Below are 14,071 nucleotides of genomic sequence, written 5' to 3'. Positions count from 1 at the left end.
CTAACTTTCACCTTTTAACTCCTCCAGACTGCGAATCATGACGAGGCTTATCCTATGAAAATCGGCGTATTGGCGCTGCAAGGCGCGTTCATCGAACATGAGAAGATGCTCAAAGGTTTGGGCGCAGAGACGATGCAGGTGCGCCTGCCGGGACACCTGAATGACCTCGACGGCTTGATCATCCCCGGCGGCGAAAGCACGACCATCGGCAAGATCGCCGTCGAATATGGCTTAATCGAACCGCTGCGGGAGTTCGCGGCGACGCGCCCTACGTGGGGCACATGCGCGGGCATGATCTTTCTGGCGAAGGACATTGGCGTCGACCGCCAGCCCATCCTCGGGCTGATGGATATTCACGTCAACCGCAACGCTTTCGGGCGGCAAATCGACAGTTTCGAGACGGAACTGCCCATCAAGGGGCTGGACGAACCGTTTCACGCGGTCTTCATCCGCGCGCCGCTGGTCACCGCCGTGGAGCCGGGCGTCGAAGTGTTGGCGTCGTTGGGCGAGGGGCGGATCGTCGCCGTGGAGCAGGGGCATCTGCTAGCAACCGCCTTCCACCCCGAACTAACCGGCGATTCTCGCCTGCACGCTTACTTCCTGAACAAGGTTAACCGGGCTTAATCTGGCGTAAATTTTGCCGTTTGCAATTTCAGAGTTCATGCTACAATACCCGCGCTTTGAGCTACAATGAGGCTAAAATGGCCTACCAAGTGGGGTGAAGAACAATGACCTACAAACCGTTCCTGAACGGCGTGGACTACACGGATGACGAGGAAGAATTCGAAGAAGAAGACGTCGAACTGGAAGAAGACGAAGAAGAATTCGAAGACGACCTGCTCGACGATTTCGAAGAAGACGACTTCGACGACGATTTCGAAGATGATGATTACGACGATTTCGACGACGATGACGACGACTACGATGATGACTACGACGACGACTACGATGACGACGATGACGATTACTAATCGTCGCCTATGTCACGCCTGATCATCTTCGCCCTGCTGTTTCTCTGGTCGGCGACGGTATCTGCGCAGGATACCGTCGGCCCGATTGGCTCCGTTGAAGCGGGTGATTTTCGCGCGCTGGCGGTCACCGCTGACGGGAGCCGTCTGCTGATTGCGGACGCCGAAAACGATCAACTGCGGGTATATGACTTCAACGACCCGGCGACGCCCACTCTCATCAACAGTGTAGATCTCGAAGGCGAGCCGGTGGCGGTGGTGGCGGCGGAAGACTTCGCCCTCGTCGCCGTGCGCACGCCGGACAGCGGCGACGCGGTGCGCGTGATCGCGCCCTCGCGCTATAGCCGTCCACAGGGTTGGCGTGAAATCAATTCGCTCGATGTGCAGGAGGGCGTCTCCCGGCTTGTGATTGCGCCGGACAACGCCTGGGTGCTGGCGCTCAGCCCGCGCACCTATACATTGATCGAACTGCTGTCCGCGGGTGAAATCAACTGGCTGCCGCGCGACTCCGCTCTCGTGGATGCGGCGGTGGGGAATGACCGCGCTTATCTGCTCAATTCGTCCGGGTTGAGCACCGAAACGCTCAGCGCGAATGTGACGATGCAGAGCGCGGCAGCGCTGGAATTGGACGGCGCGGCGCGGCGCATCAGCCTCAATGTGCGTTTAACCCTCGGCGTGATCGTGCTCAACGAGAGCGACCTGCTGCTGTTCAACCCCGATACACTAGAAACGGTCAGCACCTTGACTGTGGACGGCGCGGCGATCACCGATGCGCAGTTCGTGAGCGGCGAACAGGGCGAATGGCTGGCGCTGACCCGCGAGGGTAGCAGCGACATCACGCTGCTGGACGTGAGCGATCCGGCGGACATCAGCGAACGCGAACCGCTGACGACGGGTTTCGAGACGCCCGTGCAGGCCCTGACGACCTATAACGAACTCATCATCGCGACGGATGGGCAGACCGTTCGGATCTTTCAGTCTTAGGGGCGGGGTCTTCACCAAACCTTCACGTTTGCGGGGTTTACAAGCCTGCAAAATCGGCGTATAGTGGCAATGTCGCGCGGGAGTGCCTGCGTGATTTACGTATTCGTGTTCAAGCGAAGGAATCAATGGACGCTGGTAGTAATACCACCGAACAGGTGCCGCCTCAAACTGGCGGCGATAACGTTCCGAAGCGCTAACCCTCCCCTGTAAGACCCCGGGGCAGTAGCGCGGACGAAGCGTTATTGCCGACCCTGAGTATTCAGGGAAACGGGTGTGGCAACCCCTGTTCACAAATTCTATAGGCTGTGTCGACGCGGTGAATGTGTGCCATGTCTAGGCGTGGTTTGCGCCGCGACGTCACGAGTTCTGATACGAGGGGTTCCCATGTACAACGACCTGCTGTTGAATCGTATTGCCGCTCAAACCGAGAATGACGAGCAGATTCAGGACTTGATCGATGAGATCGAAGAACTGGACAGCCTGCTCAGCCCCCGAAGCCCAGGAACTGATTCGTGGTCTGCGTCCGCACATCGTCACCGACGACGTGTACGAGGATATTGACGAAAAAGCCTCGTTCGGTGATCGCATGGCAGACAAAATCGCCGCCTTAGCAGGTAGCTGGCGCTTTATCATCATCTTTGTGGCAGTCATGGCGATCTGGATCGCTGTGAATGGTTCGATGGGCGCGGAAGCTTTTGACCCGTTCCCGTTCATCCTGCTCAACCTCACGCTCAGCACGGTGGCGGCGTTGCAAGCCCCGGTTATTTTGATGGCGGCAAATCGTCAGTCAGCGAAGGATCGAGCGGTTGCGCAGAATGATTATCAGGTCAATCTGAAGAACGAAGTCGAAATCGCCGACCTGCACCGTAAGATCGACAACCTGACCGACGCGCTCACCGTGCAGACCAAGATGGTCAACGTGCTGGTGGAAGCGCGGCGCAAGGAACTGAACGCGACCGTCCGCCTGATCGAATCGGCGCGCGCCGAACACTCACAGGCGATTGGTCGCTAGGCTTTAGTCGTCAGTTCACAGTTTACAGTCGACAGCTAAAAGCAGTTTTAACTGTCGACTGTGAACTGAAAACTGATCACTCATAAACCGGGACGGCGGGTTCGCTCTCTCCACCAATGCGCCGCCGCGCCGTCTCCCGCCGCCCGACTGCCGGAACAGCTTTAGTCGCTGCGGCCAACCCAAAGGCGGGCATATTGTTGTAGACGCAGTCCACGTTCCCCGGCTCGACCAGATACGTCTCATGGAAAATACCGACCGCCCGGCTCTTGGAGGCCTCCCGGTTGAACTTCTGCCACGCGGGGAGATGCAGATCGTCCTTGTCGCGGGCAAACGCCTCCAGTTGATCGAATGAACGCCAGTACATCACGTAGAGCAGCACCCGCCCGGAGAGGTACAGGCGGCTGCCGAGCACGCCTTTTTCCGGGTGAGCGGCGAGTTCACGCTGCATGGGCGGCATGGCCATGAAGACGGGCAGCCAATGGCGCACCGCCAGCAGACGATTGATGCGGACGCCGATCAGAAAGACGACCACGGGTTCGTCGAATTCGGCGGTGATGCGTTGGGGGATTACAGCGCTCATCTGGGTCTCCTCTATGACATTGGATCATCTTACGAAGAAACGCCGGAATGGTTGCGCGCGTTTATCAAACCTTAACCCGGTTCGGGTCGATGACATATTCCCACCAGTTCCACGAGAGTCCGCCGCTCTCGCCTTCGACGTGGGGGAAGTGCCGGAACCACCAGCGGTGATGTTCGCGGATGTCGCCGTTGCCCCACTCGGCACACGTCATTGTGCGCGGTGCGCCGTTCAGGTTGGGGAAGGCGTACCAATGATCAGCGCGGGCGGGGACGGGTCGCGGATTGCCCCAGTCATAATCTTTGAGACTGTTGGGCGCAAAATGCACATTGCCGCATTCGGCCGCGCCAGGGTGCGTTTTGTCATAGCGGATGAACTGCTCCCACAGGTTCGGGTGTGCCCGCTCAAACACCTTCGACAGAATCGACTCGGCGCGGTGGCCTAGGTCTTCAAGCATTTCCCCGACGCCGCGCTCATAGTTGAAGCCCATGATCACGAAGCGGCGCTTGGCGATCTCGGTGCCTCTGAGCGGCGGCGCGTTGCACCAGAACGCACCCGGCCCGCACATGATCGACTCGTAGTAGCCGCAGTAGGGAAAACCGAGCAGCCACACCTCGTCAATCTCGCCATCGCTCACGCGCTCGATCATCCGGAACTCTTTGACGAGCGCCAGATAATCGACTGCGTCAGGTTGGTGAAAGTTACGGCTCGTCCACGCCTGGTCGAAGCTCTGCGGCGTATAGCGGAAGCCATCCAGCTTGAGCGGAAAACCATCGACTTCGATCCGATCCACAATCTGATACTGAGCATAGCCGTAGCTGATCGCCTGGATGTCGTCAAGGTAGCCTTGCGCCAGCTTGTCGGGGTCGTTCCAGCGATAACGAGTCTGCGCTTTGACCCCTTGAATCAGCGGGTTATGGATGATTGCCAACACCTTCGGCTTGACGGGCGGCGGGGTTGCCAGTGGACTGGTCACGGTGGGCAGCGGCGCGTTGACCGAATCGAGCGGGTGCGGCTGGTTGGTGAATAACCGTTTCAGTAAATCCATATGTGCTTGCTCCGCAATTAAACTTCACCCCCAACCCCTCTCCGCTCGGAGAGGGGAGAAAGCGTCGTGACCAAGTCCCCTCTCCCTTGGGAAAGGGGATAGAGGGGTGAGGTGAGCTTTACTCGTTCGGGAACACCTTCCCCGGATTGAGGATGCCGTTGGGATCGAGCGTCGCCTTGATGGCGCGCATCACATCCAGCGACTCGCCGTGCTCGTAGGGCATGTACTTGGCTTTGCCGAGGCCGACGCCGTGCTCTCCGGTCGCCGTTCCGCCGAGCTTCAACGCCTGCATGACGATTTCGCCGTTGAGCTTCATCGCCCGCTCGAACGATTCCGGCGTGTCGTAGGGGAATTCGACATGGATATTGCCATCACCAGCGTGCCCGATCATATAGGCGGTGACGCTGTCGCGCGCGGTCACGGTTTCGACAAAGCTGATGAGATCGGGGTACGCGCTGATCGGCACGGCGACATCCATGATGAAGAACTGCTTGCCGGGATGCGAGCGCACCATGATCTCATACGAATGGTGGCGGGCATGCCACAACCGCTTACGTTCGGCGGTGTCGGTGGTGGCGCGGAATTCGATCACGCCCAGTTCCTCGCAGATTTCGCGCACGGACTTTAAGCCCGCTTCGAGCGTCTCGGGCAGCGCCGCATGAAACTCCATGAACAACGTCGGGTAATCTTTGAGCGGCACGCCTTCGGTCTCCCGCAGCATTTTGGCGTGCGCCGCGTCGATCAATTCGAGCGCCGCCGGGTCGAGGCCGCTGCCGCGCACCGCGACAACCGTTTCGACGGCGGCCGTCACGGTGGAGAAGTGCGCGACGACCGCGCTCATATGCGTTGGGACAGGGACGAGTTTGAGCGTCGCCTCGGTAATCACGCCGAGCGTGCCTTCGCTGCCCACGAACAGATGCAGCAGGTCATAGCCGGATGCCTGTTTAACCGAGCGCGAGCCGACGCTGATCAGGCGGCCATCGGCCAGCGCCACCTGCATTTTGAGCACATTGTCTTTGCTCGCGCCGTACTTCACCGTGCGGATGCCCGCCGCGTTGTTCGCCAGCATGCCGCCGACCGTCGCGTTTGCACCGGGGTCAGGCGGGAAAAACAAACCAAAGCGTGCGAGTTCGGCGTTGAGGTCTTTGTGACCGATGCCCGGCTGCACCGTGACCTGAAAATCATCGGCGTGGACGGCGACGATTTTGTTCATCTTCTCGAACGACATGAGGATACCGCCGCGCACCGGGATCGCGTTGCCTTCCAGTCCCGTGCCCACACCCCACGGCGTGACCGGAATGCAGTGCGCGTTCGCCAGCTTGAGCGTCGCCGCGACGCCCTCGGCGGTCGTCGGAAAGATGACGACTTCGGCGGGGTGCGCCGGGTGATGCCCTTGATCGCGGGCGTGCAGGTCGATGTCGGCTTGGGCGACGCTCACGGCGTCCGCGCCCAATATGCCACGTAAAGCGTCGATGATGTCCGGGGTCACCGGGTTATAGGTCGTCATGAAAAGTGTCCTTCAGTCAAGAATTTGGCTCAATGAGACGCCGCGCGTCAGACGGGATGCAAATCCCCGAAGTGATTGATCTTTTAATTTGCATTGGTGATATTATTCACAATAGAAAAGATTAATTGCCAAAGGAGGCATTCTGATGCCGCAGCGATCTTTTCTCCTCTTCGTCTTGGTGCTCTTTCTGGCAGTTTCCCCAACGGCAGTTTCTTCGCAGCAGAATCAAGCATGGGTGCGGGTGTTCCACGTGGCTCGTGATTGGCGACCGATCGACGTTTACGCCGCCGATACCCTCCTCTTTCACGCGATTGCGCCGGACATGTCGAGCACGTGGGCGCTGCAACCGGCGGGCGTAATCACCTTAGCGGTGGCTGAGTCGGGGCTGGGGGTGGTGAATGCCGTGCTGGAAGTAGCGGATGCGCCTTTGGAAGCCGGGCACCGGTATACGCTGTTCATCGTTGGCGCTGCCAGCGATCATACCTTGGCGCTCAACTGGTTTGACGAAACGGCAGCGATTGCCGATTTTGACATGGCGCATGGGGCGGCGATCATCAACGTCAACAATGTCATCGGTACGCCGCCGCTCACCATCATCGAAGATGGCGTGGTCGAGGCCGAGAATTTAGCTGTCGGCAGTGTTGCCGCAGGTTACTATCCTGCGGAGATCCTCGACGGTGACTATTCGGTTCTAGAAACTGCGAATCCCCGAAACGTCATCGTGAGCGGGTATCCAAAGACGGACGGTGCCTATCCATTCTATGAACCGACGCTGGTCTATCTCTTTGGGCTGTCGGGGAGTTATCCCGGTGAGGCGCGGCGCGATTTCGGGTGGGTCTATCCACAGGACTACTACAGTGTTGCCGAAAACCCGACTGAGTTCCTGAATGCATTCACCGGGCTGGATTTGAGCTATAACCCAACGGCTGTGGTCCGCTACGAATTTACGACGTTCCTCAGTCTGATCAATGAAGCGGGATTGGCGGATGTGTTCACCGGAGATGCGCCGATCACCGTGTTCGCGCCGACCGATTACGCCTTCAGTTTGCTGCCGGAAGGCACCCTCGATGCCCTCCGCGCTGATCCTGACGCGCTGCGCGCACTCGTGCTCAATCATGTGGTGACGCAGGCCATTGCCGATCTGAACCCGCGTACGATCACGACCCTGCAGGGGACGGAATATCGTGTCACCTATGATACGGGAACCTCGGCTTATTCCATCAACGGGCAGGGGAGCGTGCTTGACTGGCTATTCCCCTTGAGCGACGGCAGCATCGTCTGGTTTATCAACGATCTCGTGCTGCTGCCCGAAAACTAAAGATACTGCTTGACAATCTGCACTAAGTCGCGCGCGCGGTGACGGAACGTGTGCTCCTTGAGTACCCGTTCCCGCGCGGCGATCCCGGCGGCGCGGCGTTCGTCATCGTGACTGAGCAGGTAGCGATAGCGATCCAGCGCTTCCTCCGTCGAGTTGACGATGAAGATCTCGCGCCCCGGCTCAAACCAGCGTTCGATCCCCACATACGGGTTGCCGACCATGCAGCAGCCCATCGACGCCAGCTCGAATGGGCGCGACGACGACGACGCGAACACGCTGGCGTGCGCCATGCGCGTGATCACGAGGTTCAGCTTGGTGCGGCAGGCATATTCGCGCAGTTTGCTGAAGCCGAGATAGGGCAGCATTTCGGTGTGGCCGAGGTCGCCGAGCTTCGTCCCGCGCACGGCGAAGCGCTTGTCGCTCAGTTGCAGCGAGGGTTCTTTGATCATGGCGTCGATCCATTCGCCGCGATACTCGCGCCCGTGCCCGTAAAACATGACATCGAGGTCTTGCGCGGGCACGTCGACCGGGCTGAACACGTCGGGATCTGCCCCATAGAACAGTGTATGCACCGCCTTCGCCCCCAACTGCTTGATCGCCTCGGCGCCACCTTCGCTGTTGCTGATGAAGGCGGCATATTCGCTCACGTCCGCGCCCTGATAGATGCGGAAGCCCGTTGCGAAACCCGCCATGTTCGGCAGGCTGGCGGGCACATCACCGTCATAGTAAATCACGGGCTTATGGTGCTTCTGCATGATAGCGGCGGGCACGCCGACCAGATGGTTGAGCGGCGCGGTCAGGATGATGATCGCGTCGATGTCCGGCTCTTTGGTCAGCACGCGATCCAGTTCACGCTCCCACAGCGGGGCGATCATGGTCTGCGCGACCTGCCGCACCAGCTTGTCTGAAGTCGATTCCTCGCTGGTAACGGGTTTAGTCATCGCGCCCGCCGATTGTGGAGCGAAACGCCGCAGCGTATTGCGGGCAGTCTGGAAAGTATCGCCGTAAAACTGCGCGGGGTTATCGCTGGCACGCCACCACAGCGACTCAATTGCCGGGCCTTGATAGGGCGTGGCGATTATGTCCACGCCAATTTCGTACAAGCCTTTGAGCAACTGCCACCACGCAGGCGTCGCGCTGAAAGGTTGCGTGAGGTCAAGGGAGGAGACGAGGAAAAAGAGTTTCATGGAAGTTTACAGTTCTCAGTTGTCAGTTCACAGTAAAAGCCAGCGCAGCGTTCTTCTCGTAGGGATGCGATCAAGAGGGTGCCAAAAAGGTTTTTCGACCCTACCCCCGACCCCGCCTCGAATTCAAGGAGGGGAGCCAACAGCGCTTGCCATGTCTCCCCTCTCCCCGCTTGCGTGGGAGAGGGGCAGGGGTGAGGGGCTAATTGGACACCCACTTGATCGCGTCCGCGAAACCTAGACATTTGCCCTGACTGTAAACTGTAAATGGTGAACTGTAAACCGTGAACTCGCTACTCGATATAGCCGAGCGCGCGCAGATGTTCGACGACTTCCTCGTTCGCCGGGGCGATTTCCTGCGCGGCAGCGGGATCGGCGCGGTGGGTGAACGCTTCCAGTTGAGTGCGCAAAAGGGTGACGCGACCGGGTTCACTGGCGGCGAGATCGTGCGTTTCGGCGGGATCGTTGGCAAGGTTATACAGCGCCTCGACTGCATCCGCACGCAGAATGAGCTTGTGGTCACCCTGTACGACCGCACGGCGCGTTTCCATCAGCTTGAGCCGCTCGATCAACGCAGGCGCTTGCTGTTCAATCACGCGCAGGAACATCTGCGGGGCAAACGCTTCGCTGAAGGCGATCCCATTTTCGGGATCGAAGCCGCCTTCGAGCAGCGGCAGCAGCGACAAGTTCTCGACGCGCACGCCCGCCGCTTCGAGCAGCGTGTGATACAGCCGGCGTGTGGAGATGTTGGTGTCGATAGTGCGCCCATGCGCGACTTCCGGGTGGCGGATGACCAGCGGCACATGCACTAATTCCTGATGCACGTCAAACGTGTGTCCGAAGAGGTCGTGTTCGCCGTGACATTCACCGTGATCCGCCGCGATGACGACCAGCGTATCTTTCAGCCGTCCGCTTTGCTCCAACGAGCCAAGGAAGTGACCAAGTGCCCGATCCTGCGCGGCGATTTCAGCGTCGTAGAAGTCAAGCAGCGCGCGCGCCTGCCAGTCTTCGAGCGGCGTCGCGCGCGGGCTCGCCCATGTCGAGCTGTCGCGATTCAGGTGATTGATAAATTCGTAGGCGCGTGGATCGAGATCGCGCGGCAGCAGATCGGCGGGCGGGTGATAGGGCAGGTGCGCACCCATCAGATTGACGAACATGAACAGCGGTTGATCAGCGGTGTACGCGTTGCAGTAGTCGAGCGCGTCGCGCAGCGAGAGGTCCGTGTTGCCCTTGAAGTTGATGTACTGCGTCCAGATCGGCGTAAGCACCGGGTTGAGCGACACGCGGAACAGCCAATCGCTCTGCGAGAAGCCGTGCGTGATCCGCCGCGCGTGTGGCCGAAACCACTTCAGAAAGCGGCGGCGCAGCTCGTGCGGATCAACGTGGTCGTCGGCGGGACGGTTGGGCGTCGCGCCCGCGTAGTTGTAGAACGATCCAAAGCCGCGCTGCAAGCCGTTGAGCAGCACGCCGACCAGCGGATTATTGCAGAACCCGACCGTGTGATAGCCTGCCGCCGTCAGATGTTCCGCCAGCGTGGGTAGTTGATCGGTCAGCAGATGATTGCCCTGCGTCATGCCGTGCGCGCTCGGGTATTCCCCCGTGAACATCGAGGCGTGCGCCGGAATTGTCCAGTGCGACGGCGCGACCGCCCGCGTGAACACATGTGACCGTGCGGCGAAGGCGTCGAGGTGGGGCGAGGTTTCACGAGGGTTGCCGTACAACGAGAGCCGATCACGCCGGAGCGTGTCGAGGATGATCAACAGGATGTTCGGGGAACGCATGGCTTTCCTGAGACAGACGAGCAGACGACCGCGCATTATAGCGGGCAGAACCTGATTCTGCATGTTAGGATTGACGTGAGTTATGGATAAGTTGAGCGCAAAGCGATCTGTCGTAATGCCGTTCCCCTCACCCCTAGCCCCTCTCCCACGCAAGCGGGGAGAGGGGAGTCTGTCTCCCCTCCCTGAATTCGGGGAGGGGCCGGGGGTGGGGTCGGATGCGAACGGCAATCACATTGTCGTGACGAGAGTAAAAGAAGTCCCCTCGCCTTGGGAGAGGGGGTTTAGGGGTGAGGTTGAGGAGTTTGGCATGCAAACAACGCGCGTTGGCTTAATTCAACTGGCGTGGACGGGCGACCGCGCCATGATGAAAGATCAGTACCGGCAGATGGTCGCAGAGGCTGCCGAGCGCGGTTCGGCTCTGGTGTGCCTGCCGGAGTTCTCACTCTCGCCATACTTCGCCGCGACGACCGATCCCGCCGGTTTCAAGTGGGCGGAGGCGCTGCCCGGCGGCGAGTCCGAGCAGTTCTTTGCCGAGCTGGCGCGGTCGCACCGCGTTACGCTGATCGGCAGCCTGTTCGAGCGGACGCCGGAGGGTGTCTACTACGACACGGCGACGATTCACAACGCGGACGGTCAGTTGATCGGGCGGCAGCGTAAACTGCACATCCCATCAGGCGAGGGCTACAACGAGACCAGCTTTTTCGGCGGTGGGGACGTCTTCGATGTATTTGACGTAGGCTCGGTCAAGGTCGCCGCGCCGACCTGCTATGACCAGTGGTTCCCCGAACTGGCGCGTATCTTCGCGCTCCACGGCGCGGAGTACATCTTCTATCCGACGGCGATTGGCTCGGAGCCGACTGCGCCCCATGTCGATTCGTCGGAGGCGTGGCAGATCGTCATGCGCGGGAGCGCCGTCGCCAACGGCCTGTTCATCGGCGCGGCGAACCGCATCGGGCAGGAGAACGGCCTGACCTTCTACGGCAGCAGCTTCATCTGTGACCCGCTGGGGCGCGTGCTGGCACAAGCCGGACGCGACACGACCGAAGTCTTGATCGCGGATTTAGACGCGGATGTATTCGCGGAATGGCGACATCTGTTTCCATTGCTCCGGCAGCGCCGCCCGGCGATCTACGGGCGGATTGTGGAGGGGTAAAGGACAGAGATAGCTCAGCGTCCGGAGAGGTTAGAACTGCGGTGTTTTCCGGACCATCGTCCAATGTTCATTGAAGCCGAAACGGGTATATAGTTGGCGCGCCACGGCATTGGTACAGTGGTAGCAGATGACGATTTCCTCCGCGTCGGGCTTGCTGGTGATCTCAGCGATCAGCTTGGACAAGATTCTTCTGCCCTACCCTTGAGCCTGAAAAGAACTGTCAACCATCAAGCGGAAGATTTTCCACTTACCGCTCGCAGCATCCCGGCCATACAGGGCAAACCCAATCATCTGGTCAGCGCTGTTGTAGATCACCAATGGGCAGGCGTCGGGATAAAACTGTGCTTCAGCAATCGAGTAAAGATTACTGGGGATGAAGTGTTTCTGGCTTTCATCAACCGACAAGGCAATACAGGCTTGCCAGTTCAGTCGGTTGACTCGTTCTAGTCGTACTTCTTGGTTTTTGATCATGGTTGGATTGGTTTAGTCGGTAAGGCGTGTAAACACAACCACGCTCACTTCTTCTTTTTCTTTTGGCTGTTTTCTGCCAGCCGAAACTTGACGATATCGGTGACCAGTTCGAGCGGGAGGGGTTGATCGAAAGGGAACTGAACCGACCCTTTCGCGCCTTTATAAACGGCCAGCCGCGCTTTGAATTCGTCCAGACCGTTGGGCGTGGGATAGAAGCCGATGTGACTCTTAAAGGCGCCGAAGTGCACGAGGTTGCCATTGAAACGAAAGGTGGGCATCCCGTAAGCGATGGCTTCGGTGGCGTCCGGCGCGGCCGCGTGAATCGTTGCGCGCATCGTCTGTAAACGCTCCTGCACATCGTCGGGGAACTGCGCGATGTATTCGTCAATCGTCGTCGGGGCTTGCTTGGCGTTGTCCACAGCAGATCATCCTCTAGTGACTAGCGAGATTTCCCATTGTAGTACAAATATTCTGCTTCGAGGCGGCTGACGCAGCCCGATTCTGAAGATCGCGTCCGGACTGCGCCAACCTGTGCTACTCTGTTACAAACGAGTTTACGGGAGCAGAACATGGTCGATGTAATTGTCATCGGCGGCGGGCCAGCCGGGGTAACGGCCGCGCTGCGGGCGCGTGAACTGGGCGCTAGCGCGGTCTTGATCGAGAAGGGGCAGCTCGGCGGGACGTGTACCAATGATGGCTGTGTGCCGACGCGGGCGCTGGCGAAAGCGGCGCGGCTGATGCGCGACTCTGAGCAGTTCGCGCATTACGGATTGATCGCCGGGTCGCCGGCAGTCGACTTTGCGCGGGTGATCGCTCGGACACAGCAGGTCGTGTATCAGGTGCACGAGAAGAAGCAGTTGATCGCGCATTTGGAAGCCGCCAATGTGCGCACGATTCACGGTCAGGGCGGCGCGCGCTTTGTCGACGCGGGGCACGTCGCGGTGGCGGGAGAGGTCATCGCCGGGGACAAGATCATTCTGTGCGCGGGTGGCAAGGCGCGGCGGCTCAGTTTTCCGGGCGCGGAATACGCCGTCACGCACAGCAACCTGTGGGCGATGCAGCGCCTGCCGGAGCGCATGGTGATCGTGGGCAGCGGCGCGACGGGCTGTCAGGTGGCGTCGATTATGGCGGCATTCGGCGTCGCGGTCACGCTGGTCGACGTAATGCCGCGCATCCTGCCGACCGAGGACGAGCTAGTCTCTAGCACCATGCACGCCGAATTCCAGAAAAGCGGGATCACGGTCATCACCGGGATCAAAGGCATCGACGCGATCCGCAAGACGGAGCGGCTGGAGTTCATCTACACGAAGGATGACCAGCAGCAGACGCTCACCACCGATGTGGTGATGCTCTCGGTCGGCTGGATTCCCGACCTCGAACCGCTCAATCTCAGCGCGGCGGGCGTGCAGACCAAAGGCCCGTATGTGCAGGTGGATGATCACCTGCGGACGACGGCGGCAAACATCTACGCGGCGGGCGACATCACCGGGCGCATGATGCTGGTGCAGAGCGCGGATCATCAGGGGCGCGTGGCGGCGGAAAACGCGGTTCTCGGCGCGAATCGGGTGGACGAGAACTCACTGGTGCCGCATGGCGGTTTCACCGATCCCGAATACGCCAGCGTTGGCCTGACCGAAGAAGCGGCGGCCAAAGATCGCGCAGTGGCGGTGGCCGTTGTGCCATACACCGATAAAGACCGCGCCATCATCGACGACCGGGCGGTCGGCTTCTGCAAGATTGTCGTGGATCGCGAGACGCGGCAGTTCTTAGGCGCACATGTGGTCGGCGAGCAGGCGGTCGAGGTGATTCAGGTGGCGGCGGCGATCATGGCGGGCAAGCTCCGGGTAGAGGACGTGTCCGCGCTCGAATTCGCCTACCCGACGTTAGCGTCGATCCTCGGGCTGGCATCACGGCAGATCGCGCGCCAACTCAAGGCGATCCCGATTGAGCGCCAGTGGCGGGAGATCGGCCAGCTCAAGCTCGCCGAATGGGAGCGCAGTACGGATTAGGACTGAGAGTCGTGGACTGAGGACTGAGCAAATGATCAGGATAGTAGTGGTTACTCAGT

The 14,071-nt window shown here is 59.9% G+C and carries 15 protein-coding genes; 7 read left to right on the top strand and 8 right to left on the bottom strand.

Annotated features, from left to right (window positions below; all coding sequences use genetic code 11):
* The first annotated feature begins 54 nt into the window (after window positions 1-54).
* From pdxT to IPK17_RS10670, 4 genes are all read left to right on the top strand, one after another.
* Window positions 55-624, top strand: coding sequence for a pyridoxal 5'-phosphate synthase glutaminase subunit PdxT (pdxT, locus tag IPK17_RS10685; RefSeq protein ID WP_343417680.1), 570 nt, complete (start codon window positions 55-57; stop codon window positions 622-624).
* 104 nt (window positions 625-728) lie between these two features.
* Window positions 729-971, top strand: coding sequence for a hypothetical protein (locus IPK17_RS10680; RefSeq protein ID WP_343417679.1), 243 nt, complete (start codon window positions 729-731; stop codon window positions 969-971).
* Window positions 972-980: 9 nt separating this feature from the next.
* On the top strand, window positions 981-1,952 hold the full coding sequence (locus IPK17_RS10675; protein ID WP_343417678.1) for an LVIVD repeat-containing protein: 972 nt from the start codon (window positions 981-983) through the stop codon (window positions 1,950-1,952).
* Between the two features lie 457 nt (window positions 1,953-2,409).
* Window positions 2,410-2,964 carry a DUF1003 domain-containing protein gene (locus IPK17_RS10670; protein ID WP_343417677.1) on the top strand — a complete coding sequence of 185 codons (555 nt, stop codon included), beginning with the start codon at window positions 2,410-2,412 and terminating at the stop codon, window positions 2,962-2,964.
* 76 nt (window positions 2,965-3,040) lie between these two features.
* Here the strand turns inward: IPK17_RS10670 and IPK17_RS10665 are convergent, their stop codons facing one another.
* The 3 genes from IPK17_RS10665 to IPK17_RS10655 form a co-directional block, all read right to left on the bottom strand.
* The gene (locus IPK17_RS10665) at window positions 3,041-3,544 is read right to left on the bottom strand and encodes a DUF4188 domain-containing protein (RefSeq protein WP_343417676.1); all 504 of its coding nucleotides are present in this window, start codon (window positions 3,542-3,544) and stop codon (window positions 3,041-3,043) included.
* Between the two features lie 64 nt (window positions 3,545-3,608).
* On the bottom strand, window positions 3,609-4,589 hold the full coding sequence (locus IPK17_RS10660; RefSeq protein ID WP_343417675.1) for a hypothetical protein: 981 nt from the start codon (window positions 4,587-4,589) through the stop codon (window positions 3,609-3,611).
* Between the two features lie 118 nt (window positions 4,590-4,707).
* A complete protein-coding gene (locus tag IPK17_RS10655) occupies window positions 4,708-6,096 on the bottom strand; it encodes an FAD-binding oxidoreductase (RefSeq protein ID WP_343417674.1) in 1,389 nt (462 codons plus the stop codon).
* 145 nt (window positions 6,097-6,241) lie between these two features.
* Between IPK17_RS10655 and IPK17_RS10650 the strand changes: the two genes are divergently transcribed.
* The gene (locus IPK17_RS10650) at window positions 6,242-7,414 is read left to right on the top strand and encodes a fasciclin domain-containing protein (protein WP_343417673.1); all 1,173 of its coding nucleotides are present in this window, start codon (window positions 6,242-6,244) and stop codon (window positions 7,412-7,414) included.
* On the opposite strand, the gene IPK17_RS10645 is transcribed toward IPK17_RS10650, so the two are convergent.
* Both IPK17_RS10645 and IPK17_RS10640 read right to left on the bottom strand, forming a co-directional pair.
* Window positions 7,411-8,601, bottom strand: coding sequence for a CgeB family protein (locus IPK17_RS10645; RefSeq protein ID WP_343417672.1), 1,191 nt, complete (start codon window positions 8,599-8,601; stop codon window positions 7,411-7,413). The two genes, IPK17_RS10650 and IPK17_RS10645, sit on opposite strands and share 4 nt — an antisense overlap.
* A gap of 290 nt (window positions 8,602-8,891) precedes the next feature.
* The gene (locus tag IPK17_RS10640) at window positions 8,892-10,379 is read right to left on the bottom strand and encodes a sulfatase (protein ID WP_343417671.1); all 1,488 of its coding nucleotides are present in this window, start codon (window positions 10,377-10,379) and stop codon (window positions 8,892-8,894) included.
* A gap of 307 nt (window positions 10,380-10,686) precedes the next feature.
* Here IPK17_RS10640 and IPK17_RS10635 point away from each other — a divergent pair, with 307 nt between their 5' ends.
* Window positions 10,687-11,532: a nitrilase-related carbon-nitrogen hydrolase gene (locus IPK17_RS10635; RefSeq protein WP_343417670.1), complete on the top strand. Its 846-nt coding sequence runs from the start codon at window positions 10,687-10,689 to the stop codon at window positions 11,530-11,532.
* 30 nt (window positions 11,533-11,562) lie between these two features.
* On the opposite strand, the gene IPK17_RS10630 is transcribed toward IPK17_RS10635, so the two are convergent.
* Genes IPK17_RS10630 through IPK17_RS10620 form a run of 3 tightly spaced genes read right to left on the bottom strand, consistent with a single transcriptional unit; the run spans window position 11,563 to window position 12,422 of the window.
* Window positions 11,563-11,715 (bottom strand): hypothetical protein, encoded by a 153-nt coding sequence (locus tag IPK17_RS10630; RefSeq protein WP_343417669.1) that lies wholly within the window; start codon window positions 11,713-11,715, stop codon window positions 11,563-11,565.
* Between the two features lie 12 nt (window positions 11,716-11,727).
* Complete coding sequence (locus IPK17_RS10625; RefSeq protein ID WP_343417668.1) at window positions 11,728-12,003, bottom strand: hypothetical protein; 276 nt, start codon at window positions 12,001-12,003, stop codon at window positions 11,728-11,730.
* Window positions 12,004-12,047: 44 nt separating this feature from the next.
* Entirely contained in the window at window positions 12,048-12,422 is a 375-nt protein-coding gene (locus IPK17_RS10620; protein ID WP_343417667.1) for an iron chaperone, read from the bottom strand.
* A 150-nt stretch (window positions 12,423-12,572) separates the two neighbouring features.
* Here IPK17_RS10620 and IPK17_RS10615 point away from each other — a divergent pair, with 150 nt between their 5' ends.
* The gene (locus IPK17_RS10615) at window positions 12,573-14,012 is read left to right on the top strand and encodes a dihydrolipoyl dehydrogenase family protein (RefSeq protein WP_343417666.1); all 1,440 of its coding nucleotides are present in this window, start codon (window positions 12,573-12,575) and stop codon (window positions 14,010-14,012) included.
* Window positions 14,013-14,071: the final 59 nt, after the last annotated feature.

This window comes from Candidatus Flexifilum breve (assembly GCF_016713355.1).
This window is presented reverse-complemented; position numbering and strand designations above follow the sequence as displayed.

Coding starts and splice junctions, on each gene's coding strand:
- pdxT (WP_343417680.1), top strand. CDS start 55: ATGAAAATCGGCGTATTGGCGCTGCAAGGCGCGTTCATCGAACATGAG.
- IPK17_RS10680 (WP_343417679.1), top strand. CDS start 729: ATGACCTACAAACCGTTCCTGAACGGCGTGGACTACACGGATGACGAG.
- IPK17_RS10675 (WP_343417678.1), top strand. CDS start 981: ATGTCACGCCTGATCATCTTCGCCCTGCTGTTTCTCTGGTCGGCGACG.
- IPK17_RS10670 (WP_343417677.1), top strand. CDS start 2,410: ATGAGATCGAAGAACTGGACAGCCTGCTCAGCCCCCGAAGCCCAGGAA.
- IPK17_RS10665 (WP_343417676.1), bottom strand. CDS start 3,544: ATGAGCGCTGTAATCCCCCAACGCATCACCGCCGAATTCGACGAACCC.
- IPK17_RS10660 (WP_343417675.1), bottom strand. CDS start 4,589: ATGGATTTACTGAAACGGTTATTCACCAACCAGCCGCACCCGCTCGAT.
- IPK17_RS10655 (WP_343417674.1), bottom strand. CDS start 6,096: ATGACGACCTATAACCCGGTGACCCCGGACATCATCGACGCTTTACGT.
- IPK17_RS10650 (WP_343417673.1), top strand. CDS start 6,242: ATGCCGCAGCGATCTTTTCTCCTCTTCGTCTTGGTGCTCTTTCTGGCA.
- IPK17_RS10645 (WP_343417672.1), bottom strand. CDS start 8,601: ATGAAACTCTTTTTCCTCGTCTCCTCCCTTGACCTCACGCAACCTTTC.
- IPK17_RS10640 (WP_343417671.1), bottom strand. CDS start 10,379: ATGCGTTCCCCGAACATCCTGTTGATCATCCTCGACACGCTCCGGCGT.
- IPK17_RS10635 (WP_343417670.1), top strand. CDS start 10,687: ATGCAAACAACGCGCGTTGGCTTAATTCAACTGGCGTGGACGGGCGAC.
- IPK17_RS10625 (WP_343417668.1), bottom strand. CDS start 12,003: ATGATCAAAAACCAAGAAGTACGACTAGAACGAGTCAACCGACTGAAC.
- IPK17_RS10615 (WP_343417666.1), top strand. CDS start 12,573: ATGGTCGATGTAATTGTCATCGGCGGCGGGCCAGCCGGGGTAACGGCC.